At 71.8% G+C, this 26597-nt stretch carries 23 protein-coding genes and 4 tRNA genes; 17 read left to right on the top strand and 10 right to left on the bottom strand.

The features are described from left to right. Position 1: 1 nt before the first annotated feature. From Val02_RS37875 to Val02_RS37895, 5 genes are all read right to left on the bottom strand, one after another. On the bottom strand, positions 2-421 hold the full coding sequence (locus Val02_RS37875; protein WP_203904140.1) for an SRPBCC family protein: 420 nt from the start codon (positions 419-421) through the stop codon (positions 2-4). Positions 422-451: 30 nt separating this feature from the next. Beyond that, positions 452-787 carry a hypothetical protein gene (locus tag Val02_RS37880; RefSeq protein ID WP_203904141.1) on the bottom strand — a complete coding sequence of 112 codons (336 nt, stop codon included), beginning with the start codon at positions 785-787 and terminating at the stop codon, positions 452-454. A gap of 70 nt (positions 788-857) precedes the next feature. After that, positions 858-1358, bottom strand: coding sequence for a GNAT family N-acetyltransferase (locus tag Val02_RS37885; protein ID WP_203904142.1), 501 nt, complete (start codon positions 1356-1358; stop codon positions 858-860). A 66-nt stretch (positions 1359-1424) separates the two neighbouring features. Next, positions 1425-2747: a hypothetical protein gene (locus Val02_RS37890; protein WP_203904143.1), complete on the bottom strand. Its 1323-nt coding sequence runs from the start codon at positions 2745-2747 to the stop codon at positions 1425-1427. A gap of 45 nt (positions 2748-2792) precedes the next feature. Continuing rightward, complete coding sequence (locus tag Val02_RS37895; protein ID WP_203904144.1) at positions 2793-3890, bottom strand: helix-turn-helix domain-containing protein; 1098 nt, start codon at positions 3888-3890, stop codon at positions 2793-2795. 217 nt (positions 3891-4107) lie between these two features. Here Val02_RS37895 and Val02_RS37900 point away from each other — a divergent pair, with 217 nt between their 5' ends. Beyond that, a complete protein-coding gene (locus Val02_RS37900; protein WP_203904145.1) occupies positions 4108-4299 on the top strand; it encodes a hypothetical protein in 192 nt (63 codons plus the stop codon). A gap of 6 nt (positions 4300-4305) precedes the next feature. Here the strand turns inward: Val02_RS37900 and Val02_RS37905 are convergent, their stop codons facing one another. Continuing rightward, complete coding sequence (locus Val02_RS37905; protein WP_203904146.1) at positions 4306-4809, bottom strand: SigE family RNA polymerase sigma factor; 504 nt, start codon at positions 4807-4809, stop codon at positions 4306-4308. Further along, positions 4806-5708 carry a hypothetical protein gene (locus Val02_RS37910; RefSeq protein ID WP_203904147.1) on the bottom strand — a complete coding sequence of 301 codons (903 nt, stop codon included), beginning with the start codon at positions 5706-5708 and terminating at the stop codon, positions 4806-4808. The genes Val02_RS37905 and Val02_RS37910 overlap by 4 nt, the downstream gene beginning before the upstream one ends. A 171-nt stretch (positions 5709-5879) precedes the next feature. On the opposite strand from Val02_RS37910, the gene Val02_RS37915 reads away from it, so the two are divergent. From Val02_RS37915 to Val02_RS37980, 14 genes are all read left to right on the top strand, one after another. Then, positions 5880-6512 (top strand): hypothetical protein, encoded by a 633-nt coding sequence (locus Val02_RS37915; protein ID WP_203904148.1) that lies wholly within the window; start codon positions 5880-5882, stop codon positions 6510-6512. Then, positions 6509-7354 carry an SDR family NAD(P)-dependent oxidoreductase gene (locus Val02_RS37920; protein WP_239153643.1) on the top strand — a complete coding sequence of 282 codons (846 nt, stop codon included), beginning with the start codon at positions 6509-6511 and terminating at the stop codon, positions 7352-7354. Before Val02_RS37915 ends, Val02_RS37920 begins: the two co-directional genes overlap by 4 nt. Before the next feature lie 209 nt (positions 7355-7563). Then, positions 7564-7644, top strand: a tRNA-Leu gene (locus Val02_RS37925). Positions 7645-7648: 4 nt separating this feature from the next. Then, positions 7649-7720: transfer RNA gene (locus Val02_RS37930), tRNA-Gly, on the top strand. A gap of 18 nt (positions 7721-7738) precedes the next feature. Next, positions 7739-7812 (top strand) — tRNA-Leu (locus Val02_RS37935). Positions 7813-7875: 63 nt separating this feature from the next. Beyond that, on the top strand, positions 7876-9099 hold the full coding sequence (locus tag Val02_RS37940) for an MFS transporter (RefSeq protein ID WP_203904149.1): 1224 nt from the start codon (positions 7876-7878) through the stop codon (positions 9097-9099). Positions 9100-9142: 43 nt separating this feature from the next. Further along, positions 9143-11608: a M14 family zinc carboxypeptidase gene (locus Val02_RS37945; RefSeq protein ID WP_203904150.1), complete on the top strand. Its 2466-nt coding sequence runs from the start codon at positions 9143-9145 to the stop codon at positions 11606-11608. Positions 11609-11697: 89 nt separating this feature from the next. Next, positions 11698-11771, top strand: a tRNA-Gly gene (locus Val02_RS37950). Between the two features lie 31 nt (positions 11772-11802). Beyond that, positions 11803-13131, top strand: coding sequence for an SDR family NAD(P)-dependent oxidoreductase (locus Val02_RS37955; protein ID WP_239153644.1), 1329 nt, complete (start codon positions 11803-11805; stop codon positions 13129-13131). Beyond that, positions 13128-14270, top strand: a complete 1143-nt coding sequence (locus Val02_RS37960) for a leucine-rich repeat domain-containing protein (protein WP_203904152.1) — start codon at positions 13128-13130, stop codon at positions 14268-14270. The genes Val02_RS37955 and Val02_RS37960 overlap by 4 nt, the downstream gene beginning before the upstream one ends. Further along, on the top strand, positions 14267-15967 hold the full coding sequence (locus Val02_RS37965) for an ankyrin repeat domain-containing protein (RefSeq protein ID WP_203904153.1): 1701 nt from the start codon (positions 14267-14269) through the stop codon (positions 15965-15967). The genes Val02_RS37960 and Val02_RS37965 overlap by 4 nt, the downstream gene beginning before the upstream one ends. Continuing rightward, entirely contained in the window at positions 15964-17511 is a 1548-nt protein-coding gene (locus Val02_RS37970) for an ankyrin repeat domain-containing protein (protein WP_203904154.1), read from the top strand. Before Val02_RS37965 ends, Val02_RS37970 begins: the two co-directional genes overlap by 4 nt. Next, a complete protein-coding gene (locus Val02_RS37975; RefSeq protein WP_203904155.1) occupies positions 17511-18680 on the top strand; it encodes an AAA family ATPase in 1170 nt (389 codons plus the stop codon). Before Val02_RS37970 ends, Val02_RS37975 begins: the two co-directional genes overlap by 1 nt. 5 nt (positions 18681-18685) lie before the next feature. Further along, the gene (locus Val02_RS37980; RefSeq protein WP_239153645.1) at positions 18686-19870 is read left to right on the top strand and encodes a vWA domain-containing protein; all 1185 of its coding nucleotides are present in this window, start codon (positions 18686-18688) and stop codon (positions 19868-19870) included. 81 nt (positions 19871-19951) lie between these two features. On the opposite strand, the gene Val02_RS37985 is transcribed toward Val02_RS37980, so the two are convergent. Then, positions 19952-21670: an ABC transporter family substrate-binding protein gene (locus Val02_RS37985; RefSeq protein WP_203904157.1), complete on the bottom strand. Its 1719-nt coding sequence runs from the start codon at positions 21668-21670 to the stop codon at positions 19952-19954. Between the two features lie 107 nt (positions 21671-21777). On the opposite strand from Val02_RS37985, the gene Val02_RS37990 reads away from it, so the two are divergent. Beyond that, entirely contained in the window at positions 21778-22638 is an 861-nt protein-coding gene (locus tag Val02_RS37990) for an ArsR/SmtB family transcription factor (RefSeq protein ID WP_203904158.1), read from the top strand. Between the two features lie 6 nt (positions 22639-22644). Here the strand turns inward: Val02_RS37990 and Val02_RS37995 are convergent, their stop codons facing one another. Together Val02_RS37995 and Val02_RS38000 are read right to left on the bottom strand one after the other, a co-directional pair. Beyond that, positions 22645-24297, bottom strand: coding sequence for a serine/threonine-protein kinase (locus Val02_RS37995; RefSeq protein WP_203904159.1), 1653 nt, complete (start codon positions 24295-24297; stop codon positions 22645-22647). Positions 24298-24375: 78 nt separating this feature from the next. Then, positions 24376-25677 carry a nitric oxide synthase oxygenase gene (locus Val02_RS38000; RefSeq protein WP_203904160.1) on the bottom strand — a complete coding sequence of 434 codons (1302 nt, stop codon included), beginning with the start codon at positions 25675-25677 and terminating at the stop codon, positions 24376-24378. A 133-nt stretch (positions 25678-25810) separates the two neighbouring features. Between Val02_RS38000 and Val02_RS38005 the strand changes: the two genes are divergently transcribed. Then, positions 25811-26597: MEDS and STAS domain-containing protein (locus tag Val02_RS38005; protein WP_203904161.1), on the top strand; the 787-nt coding region annotated here is incomplete at its 3' end.

Raw genomic sequence — 26597 nt, forward strand, 5'->3', positions numbered from 1 at the left:
GTCAGGACGGGTGGCCGTCCAGCGCGGCGGCCACCCGTTCCATCGCCGCCTGCCAGTGGACCCGCTGTGCCTCGCGTTCCGCGGCGTCCAGCATCCGTTCCTCGTGGAAGCGGAGCATCGTCCGGCCGGGTGCGGGTGCGCGCATCGCCACCTGCACCGTCGTCTCGTGATCGGCGCCGCGCACGAGGTGGGTCAGCCGGATCCGGTCAGCGGGGCGGAAGCCGCGCAGTTCGCCCACGGTGCCGTCGGCCGTCTCGTAGGGATCGCCGGGCGCCGCGTCCGGGCCGAACGCCACGCCCTCGCCGAGCCAGAGCGGCAGCCCCGGCCCGACGACGAACTCCCAGACGCGGTCGAGGGGATGGTCGAGCGTTTTCGAGACGCCGATGTTCCACCCGACGTCCTTTGTCTGTCCTACCGCCATGTGAACGAGGCTAGCCGCCATCGCGGACAGTTACTGTCCGCGGCGCCCGGCTGGGCGGAGCAGTACGGTCGCCGCACGGCCGCCCGAGTCCAGCTCGGCCGAGACCGTGGTGCGGCGCGAGGTCTGCGGGAACACCGCCCGCTTCGGACCGGCCGGGGTCCGCTCCAGCTGCCAGACTCCGAAGGAACGGGCCAGGTCGGCCAGGTAGACCGGGTACGGCAGCCGCACCCGCACGTGGTCCATCGCGCCGTCGGCGCGCAGAACCGGCTGCACCGCGCCGATCGGCACGGTGTCCTCCTCGACGGTCTTCCCCGCGTCGAGGGCCGCGCGAAGCGCGTCCAGGCCGTAGCGGATCTCCGTGGACATCAGAAGCCCTTCCGTGTGACTTTGCGTAACGTTACCGTGGGTGGTCCGTCCGCTGTTGTCCGGCTTCCGGTCAGATCAAGGGCAGATCTTTGGTGAGGATCGTGTACACCTCGTGATCCGGTAGGCGCTCACCGGTGCGGTGGTCGAGCGCTATCGGCGGGCGGTTCCACTCACGGTACGCGAGCGTGTCATACAACCGGCGGGCCGCGATATTGGCGACCTGCACCCCGAGCGCGACCCGGCGATGGCCGAGGTCGCGGGCGACCCTCTCGGCCCTGGTCATCAGCGCTGTGCCGTACCCACGCCGCCGATGCGCCGGGAGCACCTCCAAATGAAAGATGAGCGGTACGCCCGGCAGGGCCTCCCGCACCTCCATCTCATCCGCCTTGTCGAACGACAGGTACACGTCGCCGACGGGCCTTCCGTCGAAGCGGGCGATGAGCAGGACGCCGCGGTCGTTCTTCTGACGGGTGCAGCGTTCGGCGAAGTACTCCCGTTGCCCGAATGCCGCCTCGTACGCATCGAGATCGTCGATTGTCGCAGGCAGAACGTCCAGGCCGGGGGTGGGCATCCATCCACCCTGAACTATCAGTGACCGTTCGACAACTTGTCGTCGCCGACACTGTCTCGCTACGGCTCAGCTGCCGGACGACGCCAATACGGCCGGCGTCTCGTGAACGCGCCCGACCTTCGGCGCCGGGTACATCGGTGGCCGGACCGGCGACGTGACGGGCGCCTGCAGCTCGGTGTCGGATCGCTCGGAGCGCAGATAGGACCTGGGCTCCGCGCCCTTGTGACGGATCGCGTGGTCGTTGAGGCCGAGCCGTTTCAGTGCCGCCAGCAGCGAACTCTCCGGCTCCAGCTCCGCGAAGCGCGCCGACCACTGCTCCCGGTCCTGCAGCCATGCGGTCAGGAAGTCGTCGCAGTCCTCGGGCTTGATGCGCTGGCGCCGCCTCTCGGCGGCCGCAAGGGCCGCGAGAATACGGGCCTTGTCGTCACCTGTCAGGTCGGTGCGGCGGATTCGCTTCTCGACGTGGGCGATGAACAGCCTCCGTCGCTCCAGCGCTCCCGCCCAGTACTTCTTGTCGGCGTCCGCAATCGTCATTCTGTTGTCCAGCAGCCAGTACACGCCCTCGGCCAGGCAGTCGCCGAACTCCTCCGCTCGGGCCCGGTCAACGGAGGCGAACGGGTCGAACTCCTTCTGGTCGGCGGTGCCGTGAATACCGATGGTGCCCAGGCCGGAGCCGTCGAGCAGGTAGAACCAGTCCTCGTTGTAGACGTTGGGAAAGAACGAGCGGCTGCGCTGCGGCGCCAGGACCAGGGCACCCCCGCCGATGAAACTGGTCTGCCTGCCGTTGCCGATGCGGTAGGCGTGGCAGACCACGGAGTTGTCCTGGAACCCGCTGTTTTCCAGGCCCACCGCGTCGAGGTGGTCGTACTCGCCGAAGCCGTCGAGCATTCCGGCCGCCTCGCGCAGATCGTCCGGACGCCGGATGAAGATGTCGTCGTCGAGGAACGCGATGCGCTCCCACCCCGCGGCCTTGGCGATCGTGAGGCCCAGATTGCGCTTGAAACTGGTGTCGCCGGTGCGGCGCAGGGCCCTGTCCTCGGGCAGCAGGTCGGTGTGGAGCGCCGACCACAGGGACTGCTGAAGCTCCGCCACATCGATGGCGAGCACGTGCCTGGTGCGGCCCGCACGCCGCCGCAGCACATCCGCCGCGCGCGAACGCCCGCTGCACAGCACGAGCAGCAAGCAGCCGAGCCGCTCGGCCAACTCGATCACGTGATCCAGATATACAGACGTCCGGTACGAAGGCACGACGATCGCGTCGACCTCCGCGGGAGGGAGGTCGACGGGGCGGCGCACGAGGAGGCCGCGATGGTCTCCGTGGTGGTCACCGGCTGGGTCGGGCTGAGTCGGGCTGCTCGCAAGGGGCAGCTCCACCATCGGCGGCAGCACGGTGCATCCTAATCACAAGGGAGGCCGGCGGGGGCGCCATTCCACTCACGTCGGCCATTCGTGGAGGCACGTCTCGGACCCCTTCGTCCAATCCGGAGTCAGCACGACGCTGGCGACGATGTCGACCCGCATCAGGATGCTGAAGGTCTCCGCCTCCTGGAACCGCTGGCGCAGATACCCCTCATTCCGGTTCCGGAATTTCGCGTCGGTCAATGCGCGCACCGCCCCGTAGGTTCCCCGACCGAAGGCGCCGTTGCAGATGGTGACCGTTCGCCGCTGATTGAACGGGTTCTGGGTGCGGAACAGGTGTGCCACGTCCCAGGCGAGGGTCTTGCCCAGCGGGGCGTTCGGGTCGTCCGCCAGCATCGGTTCGAAGCGTTTCGGCGGGTCGGCGTCGACCACCTCGAAGCCGCCGCCGCTGATCGGATCGTCGTCCGGCCGGGCGAACTGATGAAGCGGCATTCTGATCCGTTGCAACACCTCGCGGGTGACGGTGTTCCAGTCGACGCCGCCCAGGAGGACCAGATGCTCCGTTATGCGGTCGGCGGTCAATTCGGAGGCCAGTCGAATGCGGACGTCACTGGTCGGATTGACCGCGCGGATGTGCCCGTGCAGTTCGATGAGTGCATCGAGGTCGGTGAACCGGTATGCCTCGACGAACTCCGGATCGGACGGGTCGTTGAACGGCATCTTCTGGTACATCGCCTCGGGTAGCGGTGCGCAGACGATGTTGACCGGCAGGTCGTCGTCGAACTGCCAGAACGTGCCGAGCGGGTCCGGAGCCGAGCCGACGGGGGGCGGCGGGGGCGCCGGGTGCAGGCTTGCGTCGTCGCGCAGGGCGGTCAACTCGGCGTGGATGCGCCGGCGTTCCTGCCGCTCGGATTCACTCAGGTCGGGTTCGTCGATGAGGCGGGGTGTGCCCTCCTCGATCGAGCGGCGGGTGCAGAAGAACGTCGCGTACGCCTCCAGCCGCTCGGGCGGGGGCAGCTTCGAGTCGTTCTCCCAGGAGGAGATCACCGGCGGTGTGATCGACTTGACGGAGCTCAGGACCCGCGCCAACTGCGCCTGCGTGAGTGCGAAGCCGGGCCAGTGGCTCTCCCGCAGATCTCTGAGGCGCTGGCCGAGGGTGGTGACGGGCTGCACGTTAGGCCCCTGTGGTTAAGTTCGGCAATGTTTACCGTCGCCCCACACTGTATCCCCCGACACAGATCCGAGGACAGTCCTCGACTGCGGTAGTTCCAGGCCACGCGTGATTAGGTTCAATTCACCTAAGTATCGATTCATTCACCGTTGCATCGGTAACAATTGATCATCTAAGCTGATGCTTCACCTACTTAGCCAGAAGTTAAGGAGGTGGGTGATGTTCTCCTCAGGTCTCGTCATCGTGATCGGCACGCTGACGTTCGCCGCGCTGATCAACAGCGCAAAGGAAATCTACGCGCAGTTCGTCGGGTTGCTTCTGCAGCTCTTCCGGATCCTCATGCTCACCGTCGCGGCCGCAATGATCGTCGTTCTGGGCGTCGTCCTCGCATTCGCGGACCTCGCCGCCTGAAACCGGTTACGTCGTCAGTAGACCGATGTCCTCGCCCAGCAGGACCCGCAGCTGCGCGAGGGCCCGCATGCTCTGCGTCTTCACCACCCCCTGAGAAACGCCCAGCATCTCGGCGACCGTGTCGACGCTGTGGTCCTCCCAGTACCGCAGCACCACGATCGCGCGGTCGCGGGGACTGAGTCGGCCGAGCGCCTCCAGCAGGGTGATGCGCAATTCGGGCGCGGCGTCGTGCTGGACCGAGTCCGCCGCCGCGTCCGCGATCACGACCTCCTGCGAGCTGCGCAGGCGCTTGTGGTCCAGGAACACCCGAAGCATGATCTTGGTCGCGTAGGCGTCGATGCTGTCGGCCTTCGCGGCCCGGCGCCACGAGGCGTACAGCTTCGCGAGCGTCACCTGCGTCAGGTCCTGTGCCAGGTGCCAGTCGCGGCACAGCAGATATGCCCGCTGGCGCAGCCGCTGCACCCGCGACTCCGCGTACTCCACGAACTCCCGATCCTCGACGTCTTTCATCCGAGCACCCTCGGCAGGCTGGGGAACTGGGCCGCGCCGTCGGTGACCAGCGACCGCGGCACCTTCTCGGCCCAGGCCGGGTCGGTCACGATCGCCACCGCCTCGTCCTCGGTCAGCGCCCGCTGCCCGGCCGGTCGACGGGTGCCGTCCCAATCCAGACAGCTCGCGGTGTTCAGGTGGACCGCGAAACCGTCCTTGCTGACGTAGAGCGCACCGTAGCGCTGGACGCAGTTGTTGGTGATCTCGTACGTCTCGAGCGTGGCGCCGTCCGGGAACGTGCGGCACCGGGTCGTGTTGATCCCGTCCTGCTCGCCGACCGTGCACGTCGCCGCGTCGGACATGCTGCCCGGAGCGAGCGTGAGGTGCAGCATCCCCGGCCCCTGGCCGCGGTCCAGATACGTCTGCACGGTGATCATCCCGTTGCTGCTGAGGTGACCCGCGTAGTTGCTCGTCCGGCCGTTCGGCAGCAGCGTTGTCAGCAGCAGTAGCGCGGCGGACGGGGTCAGGTCGGCGGTGCCGGCCACCGTGGCGCCGCCCGTGCCGTCCGACGCCGGCATGCCCGACGGCGACGCCCGCGGAACCGGTCGCGAGGCGACGGGACTCGCCGCGGCGACGCCCGGGGTCGCCAGCACCGACGGATCCGCGCTGGCCGCCACCTGCGCACCGGCGCCGCTGCGATCGGCGGCCGGCGGGCCGGCGCCGCGCAGCACCGGCACCGCGAACGCCGTCGCCACCAGCAGCACCCCGGCCAGTGCCGCACCGGCCAGACTGTTGCGCACCGTGCGCCGCCGCTTGATCCGCCGGCCCTCGGCCATCGCGGTCTGGATCAGATGACCCACCGGTGGCGGACGGTGTTCGGCCAGTTCCTGGTCCACCAGGAGCCGGAACTTCTCGCCCATCCACACCCTCGTTCGCCACGCCGGACCAGCTCTCGTGAAGGAGACGGGTCGAGCCGCTGTTCAGGTAACAGGTGTGCGGATGGTAAGGCCAGCCGGATGGCGGAAGCGAGGGACGAAAGGAGAAAGTGAGGTGCGCGAACGACGCGCGGCGCGGCGGGGAGGCGAACGGCGATGACGTACGGGACGGCGGAAACGGTCGAGCGCGGCGGGCGCGGTGGCCTCGCCCGGCTCGGGTGGACCGTGCTGGCCGCGGTGGTCGCGTTGAACCTGCTGAACGCGCTGGCCTACCCCGGGAACTACCGCTGGTGGGCCAACTTCATCCTGATGCCCGGCGCGGTGCTGGTCGGGCTCGGCGTCGTGCCGCTGCGTCTGCCGGCCGCCGCGCGGTACGTCCTCGTGTGGGCCGGTGCCGTCGTGCTCACCGCCGGGCTGCTGCTGATGTTCGAGCGCATGGCGGACCTGTGGGCGTACATGATCGTGGTGCCGTGCCTCGGGCCGGCCGGGCTGCTCCTGGTGCGCTCCGGGGATCCGTCGATGCGGGCGGCGGTTCGGACCGGTGGCGGGCTCGGGCTGGTGGGTGCGCTGCTCGGCGTGATGTTCCTGGCGATCGAGTCCGGCTGGGTGGAGTTCGAGCGGCTGCACTGGTGGAGCTTCTTCATGGCGGCCGCCGGGGCCGTCGCGGCGGTCAACGGCGGCTGGCTCCTGCGTCAGCGCCGCGGCGGCTACTGGTTCTCGGTTGCCGTACTGCTTCTCGCGTTCGGCACCTGCGGCATCATGGCCGCACTGCAAGAATTCAGCCGGTGAATGTACTGGTCACGGGCGGTAGTTCGGGGATCGGGCTGGCGGCGGCGCGGGAGCTGGCCCGGCGGGGCGCCACCGTGGCGCTCCTCGGGCGCGACCCCGGCCGGCTCGCCCGGGCCGTCGACGCCGTGCGCGAGGCCGGGGGATACACGCCGGCCGCGTACCGGGCCGACTTCGCCGTTCTCGACGAGGTCCGCGAGGTCGCCGGACGGATCTCCGCCGATTGGGAGCGGATCGACGTTCTGGCCAACAACGCCGGACTTCTGGCGCCGTGGCCGGGTGCCGCAAGCGAGGACGGGCTCGATCTCACTCTCCAGGTGAACCACCTGAGCGGGTTCCTGCTCGCGCATCTGCTCCTGCCCCGGCTGCGTGCCGGAGCGGGACGGCTGATCACGACGGCCTCCGCCGCGGAGGCCTGGGGCTGGCTGGCCGTCGACCGGCCCGCCGCGCGGCTCACCCGCTACCGCAGCCGCTGGCTGGCATACGGCGCCAGCAAGCAGGCGAACATCCTGTTCACGATCGAGGCCGCGCGCCGCTGGGGGCCGCTCGGCATCCTGCCGGTCTGCTACTTCCCGGGACTGATCCGCAGCCGGTTCGCGGCGACGAGCCCGCTCTGGTGGGCCGGCAAGGCGGTGCCGGTGCTCTTCGGCTCCAACAAGCGCGGCGCGGACACGCTGGTGTGGCTCGCCGAAACGGATTCCGCGCGGCCGGGCGGCTATTACTTCATGCGCTCCGAATTCGGTGCGATGCCGTGGTCGACGCGGGCCTCCCGGGCGGCACGATTGTGGGACGCGAGCCTGACGGCCGTCGGTCTGTCCCCGGAAATAAATAGTGCGCCGTCTTGATGGCGTGCTGTATGGTGGTGTCATTCCACGGGGCGAGGCCCCGGAAGACCGGCCTGAAGGAGGGTGACGAGAGATGCTTACCAACGGACTGCTTGGATTGCTCGGGACCCTGCCCGGGGGCGGCCGCTGAGGTATCTGACCTCGCGTTCAACCGCCCTCGGTACTGACCGACGGCGGTTTCTTTTTATCTGCGGATTCTTGTCCACCGTGCCCTGGTGGTGCAATTGGTAGACACAGCGCGCTCAGAACGCGTGCCGTGAGGCATGAGGGTTCGAATCCCTCCCAGGGTACTTTGCGGATGTGGTGTAAAGGCAAGCACGGCTGAATTCCACTCAGCCGGTGCCGGTTCAATTCCGGTCATCCGTTCTTCGCAATTGTTTTGATGCTCCCGTAGTCCAATTGGCAGAGACGGCGTCCTGAGGGGGCGCTCAGTGCAGGTTCGAGTCCTGTCGGGGGTACCGATTGTCGGCCGGCCGTCCCGCCGAGGTGCGGGGCGGGCTTGATCATGATTCGCTCGGTCGGTGCTGTGGTCCCGCAACTTCGTCTGCTTCTTCGTGGCCCGGGCCGTGTCGGCGTTCGGGGACGCGATGCTGGTCGTCGCCGCCGCGCTGGCCATCGGGGAGATCTACGGGGCGACCGGCGTCGGGATCGTGCTGGCCGCGTGGATGGTGCCGTTCCTCGGGTGCATCCTCTTCGGTGGCGTGCTGGCCGACCGGATCGGTGCGCGGCCGTTGATGTTCGGCGCCGACCTCACCAGGCTGCTCGCGCAGGGCACCGTCGCCGTCGCCTTCTTCGTGGGAACGCCCGCACTGTGGCTGCTGCTCGGATGTTCGGCGGTCAGCGGGTGTGCGGCGGCGATGTTCCAGCCGGGGGTCAACAGCATGGTGCCGCTGGTCGCCGGCGACGCCCAGCGTGCCAATGCGACCATCCGCGTCGCGAACTCCGTCGCCGAACTGCTCGGCCCCGCGACGGCCGGCGTGCTGTTCGGGTTTCTCGGCGCGGGGCCGGTGTACGCGGTGGACGCGGCGACGTTCGCGGTCAGCGCGGTGTGCCTGGCCGGGCTGCGGCTCGACGCGAAGCCCGTCGTCGACCGGAGCGCCTCCCCCTGGCGGGACCTCGTGGAGGGCTGGCGGGCGTTCCGCGAACGCACCTGGATCTGGAGCGTGATCCTGGTGTGGGTGGTGTACGGGATCATGCTGTTCGGGCCGCTGATCCCGCTCGGGGCGGTGCTCGTGAGCGAACGCCTCGGCGCCCCCGCGTACGGCTGGATGCAGTCGGCCGTCGGCGCCGGAACGGTGCTCGGCGGGCTGGCGGCGCTGCGGCTCAAACCCGCCCACCCGTTGGCCGTCGGCGCGGCCGTGATGCTCGGCTACGCGCTGCTTCCACTGGCGATCGCGCTGCACGCGGCGCTCGTACCCCTACTGGCGGCCGCCGCCGTGAACGGAGCCGCGTGGGCCTTCTGGTCGATCATGTGGCAGACGAGCGTGCAGACCCACGTTCCACCGAAGCTTTTGAACCGGGTGACCGCCTACGAGGTCCTCGGCTCCGACGGCAGCCTGCCCGTCGGCCAGGCCCTCTGCGGCCCGGTGGCCGGTGCGGTCGGCCCGGAACGCCTCCTGCTCGGCTCGGTGGCCGTGGGCGTCGGCGGCTGCGTGGCGCTCCTTTTGACCCCAGCGGTCCGGAAACTGTCCCTCGCCCGGCCCTCGCCGGAGGAAAAATCCACATCGCTCACTGGTGCCCGGTGATACGTTCCCGCGAACCGTGGGGTCACGTATGGGGGAGGTACGCATGGCACAACGGTTCTTACGCAAGTGGAAGGTGGCCGGCTCGGCCGCACTGCTCGCCGTCACAGGGGCGGCGGTGGCCGGCCAGACCGAGGCGTCCGCCGCGGAGCAGCGCACCCTGACGGCTGCCCAGTCGCAGGTGCGCAAGTGTCACGGCGCCGTCGCGAAGGGACAGCGCGGGGTCGCCGGATTCGAGATCAAGGCACCCTCGACCGGCCTGGTGCGGGTGCAGCTCGACCCGTCCAACGCCCGCAACAAGGACGAGGACTGGGACGTAGCCGTCTTCGAGAAGGCGAGCGGTGCGCTGGTGGCGGCCTCGGCCGGGCTGCGCAGCTACGAGATCGCCGACGGCAACGTCACCTCCGGCGCCACGCTGTGGGTGCAGGGCTGCCGGTACCGCGGGGACGCCCGCACGGTCAGCGCCGCGGTGACGTTCGTGGGCACCAGTGCCGCGACGGCCCGCGCCGCGAGCGACCCCGCGCAGCTCGTGGCCGTCGACACGCCGACCCGCGAGGCGAAGCAGAAGCTCAACAAGCAGGAGCTGGACGTCACCGAGTCCGCCACCGAGTCCACTGTGGACGTTGTGCTGCACGGGAAGGCGGACGCGGACAAGCTGAAGGGGGCCGGCTTCACGTTCACCGTGAAGATCCCGAACCTGGCCGACCACCTGAAGAAGACCGAGGAGGCCGACAAGGCCTACCGGCAGCGGACGCCCCGCTCGGACCTGCCCAGCGGGCGCACCGAGTACCGGCGCCTCGCCGACTACGACTACGAGATGAAGGAACTGGCGCGCCGCAACCCGCTGCTGGTGAAGGCGTTCGCGCTGCCGCACCGCTCGGTCGAGGGGCGTGACATCACCGGCGTCGAGATCGCCATCAACGCCGCCAACAAGGCCGACGGCAAGCCGATCTTCTTCAACATGGGCGTGCACCACGCCCGTGAGTGGCCGGCCGGCGAGTCCGCGATGGAGTGGGCGACCGACCTGGTCAACGGCTTCGGCCGGGAGGCCCGGACCACGCGCCTGGTGGCGCAGACCCGCAACATCGTCGTCCCGATCGTCAACCCCGACGGGTTCTCGATCTCCCGGCAGGCGACGCCGCTCGGCGACTTCACGACGTTCGACTACGAGATGAAGCGGAAGAACTGCCAGCCGGACGACGCGCCGCCGCAGTACCAGACCGGCCTCTGCCCGGCCAACCCGGCCGGACGGCTGCGCGGCGTCGACCTCAACCGCAACTACGGCGGCTTCTGGGGCGGCCCCGGTGCCAGCACCAACTGGAGTTCGGACACCTACCGCGGGTCGGAGCCGTTCTCCGAGCCCGAGGCGCAGAACATCCGCGAACTGGTCTCCTCGCGGGCGGTCACCAACCTGATCACCAACCACACCTACGGCCCGCTCGTGCTGCGCCCGCCGGGCGTGTACGCGACGGGTCAGGCGGTCGACGAGCCGCTGCTGGCCGCCGTCGGCAAGTCGATGACGGACCACAACGGCTACGCCAACATCCCCGGCTACCAGCTGTACGACACCACGGGCACCACCGAGGACTGGACGTACTGGGTGACCGGTGGGCTCGGCTACACGTTCGAGATCGGCAACGCCGGCTTCCACCCGCCGTTCGCCGACGCGGTGATCGGCGAGTACCTGGGCCGTGCGCCGTCGACCGGCGCCGGCAAGGGCGGCAACCGCGAGGCGTACTTCGCGATGCTCGAGTCGACCGCCGACAGCGCGCACCACTCGGTGATCAAGGGCGAGGCGCCGCCCGGGCACACGCTGCGGGTGCACAAGGAGTTCCAGACGCCGACGTCGCCGGTGATCCAGCCGGACGGGTCGACCGCCCCGCCGATCATGTACACCGACGTCATCGACAACACGATCCGGCCGGTCGGGCCGTTCACGTGGCACGTCAACCCGTCGACGCGGCCGTACGTCGCCGGTCGCTACGGGCGTTACCCGACGGCTCCGCCGCAGCCGGCGCAGTCGCTGGCCAACCCGCCGGGGCAGCCCGGGGAGAACACCAGCGGCGACCCGTTGAGCGATCCGCGGGAGGTCGTGCCGTTCACGATCGGGGGCACGCCGCAGTACGACAACGGCTCGGTCCGCGTGCGGATGGAGTGGACCGACCCGGCGAACGACTGGGACCTGTTCATCCTCAACGAGCAGGACGAGGTCGTCAGCCAGGCGGCCAGCTTCGGGACCAACTACGAGGAAGCCCTGCTCATCGAGCCGGTCCCGGGCAACTACCGCGCGGTGCTGGTCAACTACGACCAGGTGGACGACACGGCCTACGACGACTGGACCAGCCTGGTCGTCACGGGCGAGTCGCCCAAGCCGCCGGTGCCCGGTGTCACCGAGGCGTACACGCTGACCTGCGAGCGGCCCAACGGTTCCATCGCCGCCGTGCGCCAGGTCATCGTCGGCCGTGGTCAGACGGTCGACGTCGGCGACTTCTGCCGCCGTCGCAAGCGCTGATCATCTGAGGGAACGTCACGAGGGCCGGCCGCACGGATCATGTGGGGCCGGCCCTCCGGCGTGTGCGGGGTAGGGTCCACCCCAGCGGTGGGGCCCGTAGTGCAGAAGTCGACACGCCGGTCTGCCAAACCGGAGGACGCCGGTGCGAATCCGGCCGGTCCCACCGCCCGTACCGATCTTCGGGGGTGGTGCCGGTGGACGATGTCGAGACCTGTTTGCGCGTGCTGGAGCGGGTGCGCGCCGGCCTGGTCGACGACGCGACCGCCGAGCGGGTCGAACGTGCGGCGGCCGCGCTGTACAAGAGCGGCAAGAAGCGGCAGAAGGTGTCCCGGCGGCACGCCTCGGCGTCGGCGGACCGGCTGCTGCTGTCGCGGTCGACGCGTTTCGTGGACGAGAATCCGGCGCCGGTCCCCGCGTTGCCCGCCACCCCGTCGGAAGAAGAGCTGCGGCGCGCCCGCAACTGCTACGTGTGCAAGGAGCCGTACCGGCGGGTGCACGCCGACTACCACCTGCTCTGCCCCGCGTGCGCCGCGGAGAACACGCAGCGCCGCGCGGCCCGCTGCGATCTGCGCGGGCGGCGTGCGCTGGTCACCGGCGGGCGCATCAAGATCGGGTTCCACCTGGCGCTGAAGCTGCTGCGCGACGGCGCCGAGGTGCTGGTGACCACGCGGTTCCCGGCCGATGCGGCGCGGCGGTTCGCGGCGGTGCCGGACGCCGGCGAGTGGCTGGACCGGCTGTCGATCCACGGCGTGGACTTCCTCGACCTGCCCGGTGTGCTCGGGCTCGTGGAGCATGTGCACGGCCGCTGGGACCACCTGGACATCCTGGTCAACAACGCGGCCCAGACGGTGCACCGGCCGCCGGCCTACCACCGGGCGGTGCGCGCGGCGGAAACCCTTTCGCTGTCCGGCGGTGCGGCGGCCGTTGTCCTCAGTGGACGGTCCTCCTCCGGGGCGGCCCTCGCGCTGCCGCCGTCCACTATGGACGCTCTCTTCCCGGCCGGGCGGACCGACGAGAGCGGCGAACCGTTGGACCTGCGCGACGTGAACAGCTGGATGCTCGGCACCGGCGACGTGAGCCCCGGTGAGTGGCTGGAGGTGCACGTCGTGAACGCGTTCGTGCCGTTCCTGCTGACGGCGCGGCTGCGTGGACTGCTGGCGGCCGCACCGGCACCGGACCGGTACGTGGTGCAGGTGTCGGCGATGGAGGGCAGCTTCTCCCGGCGCCACAAGACGCCGCGCCATCCGCACACCAACATGGCGAAGGCGGCGCTCAACATGTTGACCCGCACGGCGGCGGCCGACTACGCGCGCGACGGCATCCACATGAACAGCGTCGACACCGGCTGGATCACCGACGAGCGGCCGCATCCGGGCAAACAGGCGGCGCGCGAGGCGGGGTTCCGGCCGCCGCTGGACGTGATCGACGGGGCCGCGCGGGTGTACGACCCGATCGTGCGCGGCGTGCGGGGTGCGCCGGTGCACGGGCTGTTCCTCAAGGACTACAGGGCGGTGGCTTGGTGAGCGCGTGGGGCGGGAGCGAGCCGACTGCGATCCGGTGCGGGACGGACCGGTTCCCCGTCACCGAGCGGGGTGACGCGCTGGTCCCGTTGCTGGAACGGCTCGCCGACCCGCGCCCGGTCGCGCAGGCCGAGGAATACCCGACCGGCACGCTCCAGGCCGACGGCCGCCTCGACCTGTGCAAGCAGGGACTCGGCCCGGACGGGCTGGCGCGCGTCCTGCCCGCCGCGGTCGGCTCCCCGAACGTGCGCCACCTGCTGCTCGGCACCAACACGCTCGGCGCCGACGGGGCGCGTGCGCTGGCCGCGGCGCTGCCGGAGAAGCACGGCGTGGAGACGCTGTATCTCGGCTGCAACCGCATCGACGCCGAGGGGGCCCGTCCCCTGCTCGAACGCCTCGCGGACGACGGCACGGTGCGCGCGCTCTGGCTCAAGCGCAACCCGCTGGGGGACCCCGGCGCGCTGCTGGTGGCGCGGGCGCTGCGGGCCAACCCGGCCCTGCGCACGCTCGACCTGGTCAACACCGGCCTGACCACGAACGGCCTGCGCGCCCTGGTGGACGTCGTCGTGGCCCGCGAGGCGCCGCTGGACCGGCTGTTCCTCGGCGGCAACGGCTTGGGTACGGATGCCGTGCCGGCCCTGGTGCGGCTGCTGCGCGACGGCGGCGTGCGCGAACTGTACCTGGCGGTCAACCGGCTGGGCGACGACGGCGCGGCGGGCCTGGCCGAAGCGGTGCGGGACCTGGACGGGGTGGTGCTGGGGCTGGGCGGCAACGGCATCGGGCCGGCCGGCGTGGCCGCCCTCGCCGGTGCGCTCGGCGGGCTGCACACCCTCGACCTGGGCCGCCCCCCGTCCGAACGGGCGCTCGGCGGCACCCCGAACACCGTCGGCGACGAGGGCGCGCGCACGCTCGCCGAGGCCCTGCCGGGCAGCCCGCTGCGCCGGCTCGACCTGCGGCAGACCGGGGTGACGAGCCGGGGCGCGAAGGCGTTGCTGGCGGCGGTCGAGGGTGGGACGCGGCTGGAGTTCCTGGCGTTGGGCGCGGGCGTGGCCCGCCGGGTCAAACGGGGGATCGCGGCGGCGCTGCACCCGGCGAGCGGGCCGCACCCCGACATCCGCGCCATCGCCAGCGTCTACCGATGAGTGGCCTCACCAAGGATCAGCGGGAGGAGCTGCTCACCTGGCGGCGGGCCCGCCGGTACGGGGTACGGCCGGCGATGATCGCGGAGGCGACCGCGCGCCGGCTCGCCGGGGACTGGTTCGGTGCGTGCGCGGCCGCGCGGATCGAGGTGTCGCCGGACGTGGCGCGCGTCTACCGGCACGGCTTCGCCGAGGAGTTCCTGGCGGCCGAGCGCTGGGCCGACACGTACGAGGAGAGCCTGGCCGGGGTACGGGCGCGGATACCCGCGCGGCCCGACTGGGCGGCGGCGCGCCGCCTGGGCGCGGTCGACGAGGACTACGTACCGCCGCCGGACGGGAACGCCGGCGACCGTTCCGTCCAGGGCTGGACCGGTGTCGAGTCGGCCGCGCTGCTGCGTGCCGACCTGCGTGCGCTCGTGCCGGACCTGCTGCGCTGGCACCTGCCGCACGACATGGGACACCCGTCGATCGGCTGGTCGGAGTTCTCCCGCCGGTCGGTGGTGACGCTCACGGAGTACGGGCACCGGGGCGACTACCTGCGGCTGGTGGTGCGCCTGCCGGCGGACCGGCTGCGGTTCCTCGAACAGGCATCCTGGCAGGTCGACCTGACCAGGCTGCCCCGGCTGGAGTTGGTGCGCGATTCCCGGGCCACGCCGGATCACATGCCGCGCCTGGCCCGGGAGTTCTGGCACAACGGGCACACCGACGGGTTGCGGCTGTGGTGCGGGGACGCCGAGCGCACGGCGTTCTTCCGGCGGGACGGGAGCCGGTCCGGGCCCGTCACCGGCCCGGTGCAGCCCGGCTCGGCGGCCGAGTTGGAGGTCGCGGTCGAGCGGTGGGAACGCGGCGAGCCGGCCGAGGCCCTCGCGCCGTACGGGGTCGACGCCGTCGACATCAAGCCGCACTGGAACGGGTTCCCCGTCGCGCCGCACCGGATCGGGCCTCCGATGCGCGAGCTGCGGGAGGTCGACTGGGCGGTGCTCCGGTACGGCGCCGGCGGTCTCGGCATCCAGGTTCTGGTCGCCGACGGGCGCGTGACGATGGGTGCGCGCGGGGAACGGGGTTCCCACGTGCAGCTGCCGGACTCGGAGTGGCGGCGGCTGCCCGACTGGGACCTGCTGCGGCACGGACTGGTCGAGCCGGACGAACTGCATCCGCTGGTGCGCCGCGCGCTCCTGCCCGACGCGCCGGAACGTCCACAGTGGACGATGCCGGATCCGGAGCCGGCCGCGGTGCAGGTGCCCTGTTCCGGCGGTAGCCATCGCATCGAGCCGGCCGGCGGCACCCTGCGTCTGGCCGACCACACCGCGGAGGAACTGGCCCGCGAGGCGACGCTGGTGGCGTTGGGCGCCGCCGCGCAGGGCTGCCTGAGCGTGCGCCAGGCCTGGTACTCCGGCACCGGCGCGCTGCCCGGTCCACTGTGGACAGTGCGGGAACATCTCTTCCTGCGGATGTTCCACGGGGATGCCGCGGGCGTGCGGGCGCTGCTGGACGCCGGCTGGGACCCGCTGGCCCGCGCCCCGGGCGGGCTGACGCTGCTGCACCTGCTGCCGCACCTCGACGACCACGACCTGCTGCCGCGGCTGCTCGACGCCGGCCTCGACGTGCACGCCCGGGACGACGCCGGGTACACCGCGCTGGAAACCGCCGAGGCGTTCCGCTGCGAACGCCTCGCCGACGCGCTGCGGGCGGCCGGATGAGTGCGCATCCGAGGCGCGGGCCGGGGTGGGTGCTGCGCCGGCACCTCGGGGCGTGGCGGCGGGCGCGCCGGTGCGCCGTTCCGGCCCGGATGGTCGAGGAGGCCACGGAGCTGCGCCTCGCGGGCGACTGGGCGCGGGCATGCGCGGCGGCGCGGTTCGACGTGGAACCCTCGCTCGTGCGCGACGCCCACCAGGCCGGGATCGCCGCGGCGGTCCTCGACGACCTGCAGCACCTCGCCCCCGACCTGCTGCGCTGGCACCTGCCCCGGCTGCTCGGCGGCCGCGCCGAACTGGCACCCAACTGCGAGGTCGTGCTCGCCGACTACCGGGAACGCACCGGCAGCGACCGGCTGGTGCTCGCCGCCTACACACCCGGGGTGACCGCGCCGCAGGTGCCCCGGATCGCGCTGCGCCGGCGCACCACCCCGGTGTGGCCGTGGGCGATCCGCATGCCGCGCGAGTACTGGGACGTTCGCCGAACGGACGACCTGCGGCTGCGCTGCGGCGACGCCCGGCGGACCGCGTTCTTCCACCCGGACGGCCGCCGCCGCACCGCCGCCGAACTGCCCACCGCCCCGCCCCCGGCCTACGACGCCGCGGCGCGGCTGGAGTGGGCGACGATGCGCTGGGACGCCGGCGACTTCGCGGCGGCGCTGGCGACCTACGAACTCGTCGCACAGGACCCCGAGCCGGAGTGGATCGACCTGCCGCTCAACCCGCCGATGGTCGCCGACGCGCTGGCCCGGGCCGACGCGCCCACCCTCGACGTGGTGAACCGCCCCGCGTGGCCACGCGTCGAGGCGGTCCTGGACGGGCTCACCCCGGTGCTGCGCCCGCGCCTGCCCGGCCCGGCGGACCGGCCCGTTCTCGACGACGAGCGCTGGCAGCGGCTGCCCGACTGGGACCTGCTGCGGCTGGGGATGATCGAACCGGCGGAGCTGCACCCGCTGGTGCACCGGGCGCTGTTCCCGGCGGCGGGGCCGGTCGCCATGGCGCCGTTCCGGGTGGACGTGACGGCGCCGGCGCGGGTGCGCTGCGGCGCGGACTGGCACGTCGTTCGGGTCGTCGACGGGCGGCTGCGGGTGCCGCACTCCGACGACGACCTGCGCCGCGAGGCGGTACTCAGCGCGTTCGGGGCGCGCTCCAGCGGCTGCGCGGCGGTGTGGGCCGCCTGGTACAGCGGCCACCGGGTGCCGCGCCTGCTGCGCGAACTGCGCCAGCACGTGTTCGACGTGGCGTTCCACGGGGACGCGGCGGGTGTGCTGGCGCTGCTGGACGCCGGGTTCGACCCGAAGGCCAGGATCAACGGCGGGAGCACGCTCCTGCATTACCTGTCCCACCTCGACCACGAGGAACTGCTGCCGCGGCTGCTCGCCGCCGGCCTGGACCCGACGACCGTCGACGCGTCGGGGCTGCCGCCGATCGGCGTCGCGATGGCGTGGCGCCGGGAGCGGCTCATCGACGATCTGGTCGCGGCGGAAACGGCGATGACCGCACGCGCGCCGCGGGCGACAATGAACCGCCGTCCCAGCGAGGAGAGTTGATGACCGACCCGTTGACCGCAGCCGATGAGCTGATCGAGCGGACCCGCAGCACGCGCACCGAGCCCGGGGCCAACCCGCAGCTCGAGGCGCTGGCGTTGAGCGTGTCCGCCAACCTGCCGGTGCTGCTGTGGGGCGAGCCGGGCATCGGCAAGTCGGCGGCGCTGCAACAGCTGGCGACCGCGCTCGACGTGCCGCTGGAGACGGTGATCGCGAGCATCCACGAGCCGTCGGACTTCGCCGGGCTGCCGATCGTCGGAGCCGACCCGGCCGTTCAGGGGGTGCCGATGGCGCCGCCGGACTGGGCCGTGCGGATCACCAAGGCGGGGCGCGGGCTGATCTTCTTCGACGAGCTGTCGTCGGCGCCGCCCGCCGTTCAGGCCGCGCTGCTGCGGGTCGTGCTCGAACGCCGCGTCGGCAGCCTCGCCCTCCCCGAGTCGGTGCGCGTCGTCGCCGCCGCCAACCCGCCGTCGAGCGCGGCCGACGGCTGGCATCTGAGCCCGCCGCTGGCCAACCGGTTCGTCCACCTGCGCTGGACGCACGACCCGCGCATCGTCGCGCGGGGGCTCACCGGCACCTGGCCGGACATCATGTTTCCGCAGGTCAACGCCGCCCGGGCGGCCGGTGCGGTGGCGCGTGCCCGGGGGATCGTCTCCGGCTTCCTGACCGCCCGGCCGGGGCTGACCCACCACCTGCCGACCGACGCCGAGGCGCGCGGCGGGGCGTGGCCGTCGCCGCGGACCTGGGAGATGGCGCTGCGGCTGCTGGCGTTCGGCACCGCCTGCGGTGCCAGCCGGGAGGCGCTTGCCGCCGCGCTCGTCGGTGCCGTGGGCGACGGCGCCGGGCTGGAGCTGCTCAACTACCTCGAGGAGCTGGACCTGCCCGACCCCAACCGGGTGCTGGCCGACCCGGAGGCGTTCAGCCTGCCCGAGCGGGGCGACCGGCAGTTGGCGTTCCTGACGGCGGTGGTTAGCGCGGTGCAGAGCGAGCCGTCCCGGGCCCGCTGGGAAGCCGGCTGGGTCGTGCTCGCCAAGGCGGTCGACGCCGGTGTGCCGGACGTGGCGGCGCGGGCGGCGTTCGACCTCGCGGTGATGCGTGAGCCGGCGTGGCCCGCGCCGTCGCACCTGGACGCGTTCGTGGACGTGCTGCGGCTGTCCGGGGCGCTACCGTGACGAGCGTGGAACAGCGGCGGCTCGACCGCACCAAGCTGCTCGCCGCGCGATTCCGGGCCGCCCGGGACCGGCCGTACCTGGCGACCGCGCTCTACGCGCTCTCCGTGGTGGAGAGCCGCGCGGTGCCGACGATGGCGGTCGACCGGCTGTGGCGGTGCTACGTGTCGGCGGAGTTCGTCGCGGCGCACGAGGTGTCGGAGCTGGCCGGGGTGTGGGTGCACGAGGTCTCGCACCTGCTGCGGGACCATCACGGGCGGGCCGACCGGCTCACCACCGAGGTGCGGTCGCAGCACCGCCGGGTCAACATCGCCCAGGACTGCGAGATCAACGACGACCTGTTGGCCGACGGGCTGTCGCTGCCCGGTTCCGTGGTGCACCCCGGGCTGTTCAACCTGCCGACGGGACGGCTGTTCGAGGAGTACCTCCAGCAGCTGCCGCCGACCGTCGAGCTGGAGTGCCGGTGCGGGTCGGGGGCTTCGGGCGTTCCCGAGGACTGGGAACTGGGTGCGGGCGGGCCCGGCGTGCGTCCGACGGAGGCCGAGGCGCTGCGGCGTCAGACGGCCGAGTCGATCAGGGCGCACCGGCGCTCCCGCGGCAACGTTCCCGCGGGGTGGGAACGCTGGGCCGCGACCGTGCTCGAACCGGTCGTGGACTGGCGGCGGGTCCTCGCCGGGGCGGTCCGCGAGGCGGTGGTCTGGGCGAGCGGCGCGATCGACTACACCTACCGGCGGCCCGGCCGGCGCACGGCCGCCATGCGCGGTGTCGTGCTGCCCAGCCTGCGGCGGCCGCTGCCCCGGGTGGCGATCGTGATCGACACGTCGGGTTCGATGGGCGACGACGAACTGTCCGCCGCGCTCGGCGAGGTGCAGGGCGTGCTGCGCGGCGTCGGCGTCGGCACCAACCGGATCTCCGTGCTGGCCTGCGACGCCGACGTGCACGCGGTGCGGCGGGTGAGCAGCGCCGACCAGGTGGTGCTGGCCGGCGGCGGCGGCACCGACATGCGGGTCGGCATCGACACGGCGATGGCCCAGCCCGACAAGCCCCAGATCGTGGTCGTCCTGACCGACGGCTACACCCCCTGGCCCGAGGCGGAACCCCGGGCCCGGGTGGTGATCGGCCTGCTCGGCGGCGGCACCCCGCCGGAGCCCCCGCCATGGGCCGAAACCATCGTGATCACCCCGGGGACGTGAACCCCCGGACGTGGAGCGAAGCGACCCGGCGGGAGCGACGGTCCGCACCACGGCGGACCGTCGCAACAAAGCAATTGATCTTTATTCTCTTATCCCCCATTCTTCGCAGTTGTAGAGCGGGCCGGAGGACGTCGGGTTGTTGCGGACGTTGCCGTACTCGCTGTAGACGGCGAGGAACACGGCCTTCTGGAACAGCGGCAGGTTGTACGCGTCGGCCGTCATCAGCTCGTCCGCCCTGTTGAACAGCTCCCGCGCCTGCGCGTCGTCGAACGTCTCCACCGCCTGGTTGATCAGCGCGTCGACCTGCGGGTTGGAGTACTCGCCGTAGTTGCCCCCGCCGCCGGTGGTCCAGAGATCCTTCTTGTCGGCCAGGAAGGAGGTCCCCACCCAGCCGAAGAGCGCCAGGTCGAAGTCGCCCGAGTCGAGCGTGCGGCCGAGCCGGTCGGTCGGGTCGATGGTGATCTCGACGCCGATCTGACGCAGCCGGATCTGGATCAGTTCGGCGGTCTGCTGGCGCAGCTGATTGCCCGCCGTGAACCGGAACCGCAGCGGCGCCACCTGCTGCCCGTCCTTGGTGAAGAGCTTGCCGCCGTCGAGCTTGTAGCCCGCCTCGCGCAGGATCGACTGGGCCCGCCCGATGTCGCCGCTGCCCTGGCCGGTGGGCGTGACGACGTCGCGGTAGCCCGGTGAGCCCGGCATGATGCTGTGGTTGTTGAGCAGTTCGGCGGCGTCGAAGAAGGTGCCGACGGTCTTGTCGAGGATCTCCTTGCGGTCGATGGCCGTGAAGATCGCGCGGCGCAGCACGGGGTCGGCGAGCCAGCGGTTCCTGGTGTTGGCGTCGATGTGCTCCCAGTTGGGGCCCTTGGCGAGGCGGTAGTTGACGCCGGTGAGCTTCTTGACCTCGGCGATCATGTCGCCGTTCGGCTGCGAGGTGAGCGCGTGCACCTCCTTGTTGCGCAGCGCCGGTACCTGCTGCGGCTGGTCCTCCAGGATCTTGAAGACGAGCTTCTCCAGGGTCGGCTTGACGCTGCCGTACCAGCGGTCGTTCGGGACGAGGGTGATGGAGACGTCCGGCACCACGTCCGTGATCCGGTAGGGGCCGCCGGACCAGGTCGGCTGCGTCGTCTTGAACGCGTCGAACGCCGCCTTCAGCCCGTCCGGGGTGCTCAGGTCGCCGGCCTTGCGCGCGACGTGCGCCGGGTAGAGGTTCGTGAAGAGGCTGCGCCAGTCCGGGAACGGCCGGCTGAACGTCAGCGTCACCGTCTTGTCGTTGTCCGAGCCGGTGATGGCCGAGATGGCGTCGTAGCCGGCCGTCGCCGCCGCGGTGCACCCCGGGCAGTCCCGCCCGTTGCTGGAACGCCACAGGTAGACGAAGTCCTGCGCGCCGATGGGGGTGTTGTCGTTCCACACCGCCTCGGGGCGCACCTTGAGCACGACCGTCATCGCCGCACCCTGGCCGCCGGTGGTCTCCTGCGGCTCGGCCGCGAACAGGTGCCTGTTCCACGAGACGGAGGAGTCCGGCAGCACGGGGAACGGCGCCGGCGCGATCCCGGCCACCACCTGCCCGGCCTCGAACGTGTTCCCGTCGCTGTCGAACGTGTTCCAGTTGGGCAGCTTCTTCTCGATGGCCACGACGAACGTGCCGCCGGGCTTGACGCGGGTCGTGTTGCACGTGTTCGGGTGCGGGTCGCAGTCGGCGAAGCCGGCCGAGTTGCGGTCCTTGGTGCCGCCACCCGTGCCGCACGCCGACGCGACGCACAGCGTCACCAGGCCGATGATCAACGGGACTCGATGCCTCATGCGCGTCAGCGTCGAACCGCCCCGCGTGCGCCGACAACGACTTTCAGCCGTCGCTGAATAGCCGTCCGTGACGCATCCTTCGGGACGGCTCGCGAATCTAAAGAGTGATGCGGCGACTGCACTTCTCGGCAGGCGACCTGACGCGGGTCAGGTTGCGGGGCACCGTCGGGCCGTTCGCGGAGACGGTGCTGGCGCTGCGCGGGCTGCGTTCCGCCCGCTCCCTGCTGGACGGCGTGCCGTCGGGGGAGTGGCGGCGCCGGCTCGGTGCCGCCCTGCCGCGCCGCGCGCAGGCGGTCGCCGCGTGGCTCGCCGAGGACGACGCCGCGACGGCCGCGCTCTGCGCGCTGCTGCGCCCGGCGACCACCGTGCCGCAGGCGTCCGCGCTGCTGCGGGAGGCCGGCGCCGATCAGCTCGCCGAGGTGCTCGGCCCCGCCTGGCGGACCGGGGTGGCACCGCGCTGGGCCGGCCTCCAGGCGAGCCTCGACGCCGAACGCGCCGCGCGCAGCCGGACGCTCGCCGAGGGCGGGGTCGCCGCTCTCCTGGGCACGTTGCACGCGAGCGTGCGCTGGTTGGAGCCGGTCCTGGAGATCGGTACCGGCACCGGCCACCATCACCTCGGCGGGCGGGGCCTGGACGTGGTGCCGGTCGTGTTCGGACGCGACCCGCTGGTGCACGTTCCGGCGGAGGGGCCGCCGCTGCTGATTCATCCGGCGTCGTGGCCGGCCACGCTGACCGTCGCCGGGGCCGGGCTGGCGCACCTCATCGGGCAGACCCGGGCCGGGGTGCTGAGCGCCGCCGCCGACGGCTGCACCACCACCGAACTCGCCCGCCGCCTGCGGATCAGCCCCGCCGGCGCCAGCCAGCACGCAACGGTGCTGCGCCGGGCCGGCCTGATCCTGAGCACCCGCAAGGGCAACGCGATGCTGCACACGCTGACGCCGTTGGGCTCCGCCCTGCTCGAGGCGTGAGCGGCCCTAAGGGGAGGTGATGCGGATGCTGCCGATCGCGATGTTGAAGTAGTCCTCGCTCAGGTCGTACGAGGGCGAGGTCCAGGACACCACGTAGCCCCGGCCGTCCTTGATGAACCAGCGGCACAGCACCCGCAGCCGCTGCCCGGCCGGGTCCTGGTATGAGTACTTCCAGTCGGCCCCGGACTCGAACATCGCCACCGGCGCCAGCGACTCCTTCCGGTACTGCGCCGGCCCGTTGCCGCCCGCGCTCCAGCCCGCCACGCGCTTCTCCACGCCGGCCACGGCGTTGCCGCCCGCACCCTCGATCACCTCGACGGCGAGCCGCCGCCCGCTGGCCCCCTCGCGGAACTCGGTCGTCGTGGCGCTGCGCACGATCTGCCAGCCGGCCGGCGCGTTGATTTTGAACGTCTCGCCCCGGTACATGCCCCAGTTCTCCGGTGGGGCCAGCTCGCTCGGCATCGCCGCGTACGGCGGCACCACCCCGACCGCGCTCGCCGTGGCGGCCGGCGCCGCGGGCAGGCTCGCGACGCTCGCCCCCGGAGCCCGCGCGCCCTGGCCGTTGACCGCGAACGCGATCCCCGCCGCCAGCACCGCCAGCGCGATCACCGCCGCCGCGACCGCCATCCGGCGCCCGCCGCCGGTGGGGAGTTCGGCGGGCACCGACGGGTTGAGCGCGCCGGGTGGCGTCGCCGGCAGCACCTCGGTCACCTGCTCGGGCACCGTGTCGGCGTCGATCGGCACCGCGGCCGCCCCGGCCGTGTACGCCGGCGACGGCTGGCTGCTCGTCCACGGCAGGCGCAGCGGTCGCGGCGGCCGCGCACCCTTGGGACGGCCGTCCGGCTCGGCGGCGCGGCGCAGCGCGCGTTCCAGGTCCGCCGGCCGCAGCCGGGCCCGCGGATCCTTTCTCAACAGTCCCGTGAGAACGGGTTTGAGCGGCCCCGCGTGCTGCGGGACCGGCGGCTTCTCGGTCGCCAGTGCGGTCAGCGACGCCATCGCGGTGCTGCGCGCGAAGGGCGAAGTCCCCTCGACGATCGTGTACAGCGTGGCACCGAGCGACCACAGGTCGGCCTCGACGCTCGACGTGCCGTGCTTCGCCCGTTCCGGAGCGACGTACTCGGGAGAACCCCAGACCAGCCCGGGGCGCGTCACCGAACCCTCGCCGCCGTCGAAGATCGCGAGCCCGAAGTCGGTCAGCACGACCCGGCCGTCGTCGGCGATGAGCACGTTGCCCGGCTTCACGTCCCGGTGCAGAACGCCCGCCCGGTGCGCCGCGACCAGCGCACCCAGCACCGCCAGCCCGATCTCGGCCGCCCGGCGCGGGCTCACCGGCCCGTCCGCGCTGAGGATCTGCTGCAACGACCGCGAACGGATGTACTCCATCACGATCCACGGCCGGTCCTCGATGTCGAGCACGTCGTAGATCTGCACCACGTTGGGGTGGCTCAACCGGGCCGTCGTGCGCGCCTCACGCATCGTGCGGAACTGCAACTCGTCCCGCTCCGCCTGGGTCAGCTCCAGCGGGAGCACGACCTCCTTGACGGCCACGTCCCGGTGCAGCACCTCGTCGCGGGCCAACCAGACCCGGCCCATGCCGCCGGTGCCGAGCGCCTCCCGCAGCCGGTAGCGCCCGGCCAGAAGTGCCGGTGACACGCTCATCGAGGACCACTCTAAGAGGTGGTCGTCACAGCGGCACCTGTCGTTATCCCATCGGCGGAGTGTGAAAGACCCCTTCGGTTACCTGCGTCGATGGAAGTTCTCGACGGGACAGGCCGGACGGAGCGGGAGCCTCGGCGAGGGTACCGGGGCGGGGACGTTCGACCGGCGGGACTGCGTGGGCAGGCGCAGCGTCGGCGGAATGCCCGGGTCGCGCAGCAGCTCCGGCCGTCCCGTCCGGGCCAGCAGCGCCGCCTCCTCGTCCGGGTAGAAGTTCGGGCGCAGGTCCAGTTCGGTGTAGTAGCGGTGGAACACCGGCGTCGCCGCGCTCGACATCGGCGGCACGATCCAGGTCCAGTCCGCCGGGGTGGGGCGGCCCGCCCGTTCCTCCTTGCGGACGTGCTCCAGGAAGCGGTGCGACTCCGTGTGATGGTCACTGATCCGTGCGCCGGCCCGGTCGAACGACCACAGCACCGCCCGGTTCAGCTCCACCAGCGCGCGGTCCTTCCACAGCGTCCGGTCACTGCTGGTGTCCAGCCCCATCCGCCGCGCCACCACGGGCAGGAGGTCGTACCGGTCGGCGTCGGCGAGATTGCGCGCACCGATCTCCGTTCCCATGTACCAGCCGTTGAACGGCGCCAACGGATACTCGACGCCGCCGATCGACAGGCGCATGTTCGAGATCGCCGGAACGGCGTGCCAGGTCAGCTCCAGTTCGGCGAACCAGGGAAGGTCGGGGTGCGCGAGCGGCACCTCCCACACCGCCGACTCGGGCAGCTCGAAGACACGCACCCCCTCGTCCGGCGTCTGCACCACGATCGGCAGCACGTCGAACGGGCTGTGCTTGCCGCGCCAGCCGCGTTCCGTCACCGCCTCGGTGAACTGCACGTACCGCGGGTCACCCACCACGGAACCGTCCTCGGCGCGGTAGCCCGCGTAGCGGATGAGCTGCTCGTTCCAGACGCGGGCGAACGGCACCCCGGGGCGCGCCGGCGCGAACACCGTGAGTACCGGCCGGATCGCCCGCCGCGCCGGACTGCCCGCCGTGTGCAGGTGCTGCACCAGTTCGTCGAAGATCGACTCGGCGCGCGTCACGTACCGGCGGTCGCGCACGACCAGGCTGCGCCAGTACAGGCGCCCGATGCAGCGGCTCGCGTTCCGCCACGCGAGTTTCGCGCCGAATGCCAGTTCGACCGAGGTATGGCAATAGGTGCCGGTGGCCGCGACCTGCGCGCGGACCGCCGCGAGACGGGCGTCGGGAGAACCGAGATCGGGATGCTCCGCGTGCACCCGGCGGACGAACTCCTCGGCCTCGGCGAGGTCGACGGCGGCGTCCCGGTGCCACGCCGGCGCCGGGGCATTTCGGTATCCGGGGACGTGCATGGCAGATTGTGAACGGTTTCCTGTTCTTGAACGTCGCACCCCGTGTCCGATGGTTGACCTTCACCTGCCCTGGGTACGGCCACTACCGCGATGCTGTCGCACGCACTTCGACGACCTGGTTAGTGTGATCCGCGTGGCTGAGCCTGTGACGGTCGATGATCTGGGGCCCGGCGACCACGCGTGCCTCACCTTCACCGACCCCGACGAACGCCTCGACATCGTCGCCGCCTTCGTGCGTGACGGACTCGAGCGCGGCGACAAGGTGCTCTGCCTGACCGACGCCCTCACCCCCGACGAGCTGGAAGGCGTCCTGGTCGAACGCGGGATCACCCCGCAGGAGCCGCTCGCCCGCGGGCAGCTGGAGGTCACCACCAGCGCGGCGGCGTTCGTCAGCTCCGGGGCGTTCGACGCCGAGCGGGTCATCGCGGCCCTGGGGCGGCACATGGCCGAGGCCCAGTCCGCCGGCTACCCGGGCCTGCGGGTCACCGCCGACATGTGCTGGGCGCTGCGGCCCGTCGCCGGCCTCGAACAGCTCGTCGAGTACGAGAGCCGGTTCACCCGGCTGCTCGCCGGCAGCGGCGCGACGGCCGTGTGCCAGTACGACCGCCAGTGCTTCGACGCCGTCACCCTCGCCGGGGTCAGCGCGGCGCACAGCCATGCCGTCGCGGCCGTCACCTACCACCACGACCCGGTGCTGCGGATCTGCCGCCAGCACATCCCGCCCGGGGTCCGCCTCGCCGGCGAGCTCGACTACCGCGCACTCGAGCCGCTGCAGAACGCGCTGGGCGAGGCCGTCCGGCTCGATCCACACGTATTCCTCAACATGACTCAGCTGCGGTTCATCGACGTCGCCGCCGCCGGGGCCATCGTCCAGACGGCGCTCGGCCTCGGCAACGGCGGGCGGATGACCGCCGTCGCCC

The organism is Virgisporangium aliadipatigenens (genome assembly GCF_016863615.1).
In the GTDB taxonomy this organism is placed as follows: Bacteria; Actinomycetota; Actinomycetes; order Mycobacteriales; family Micromonosporaceae; genus Virgisporangium; species Virgisporangium aliadipatigenens.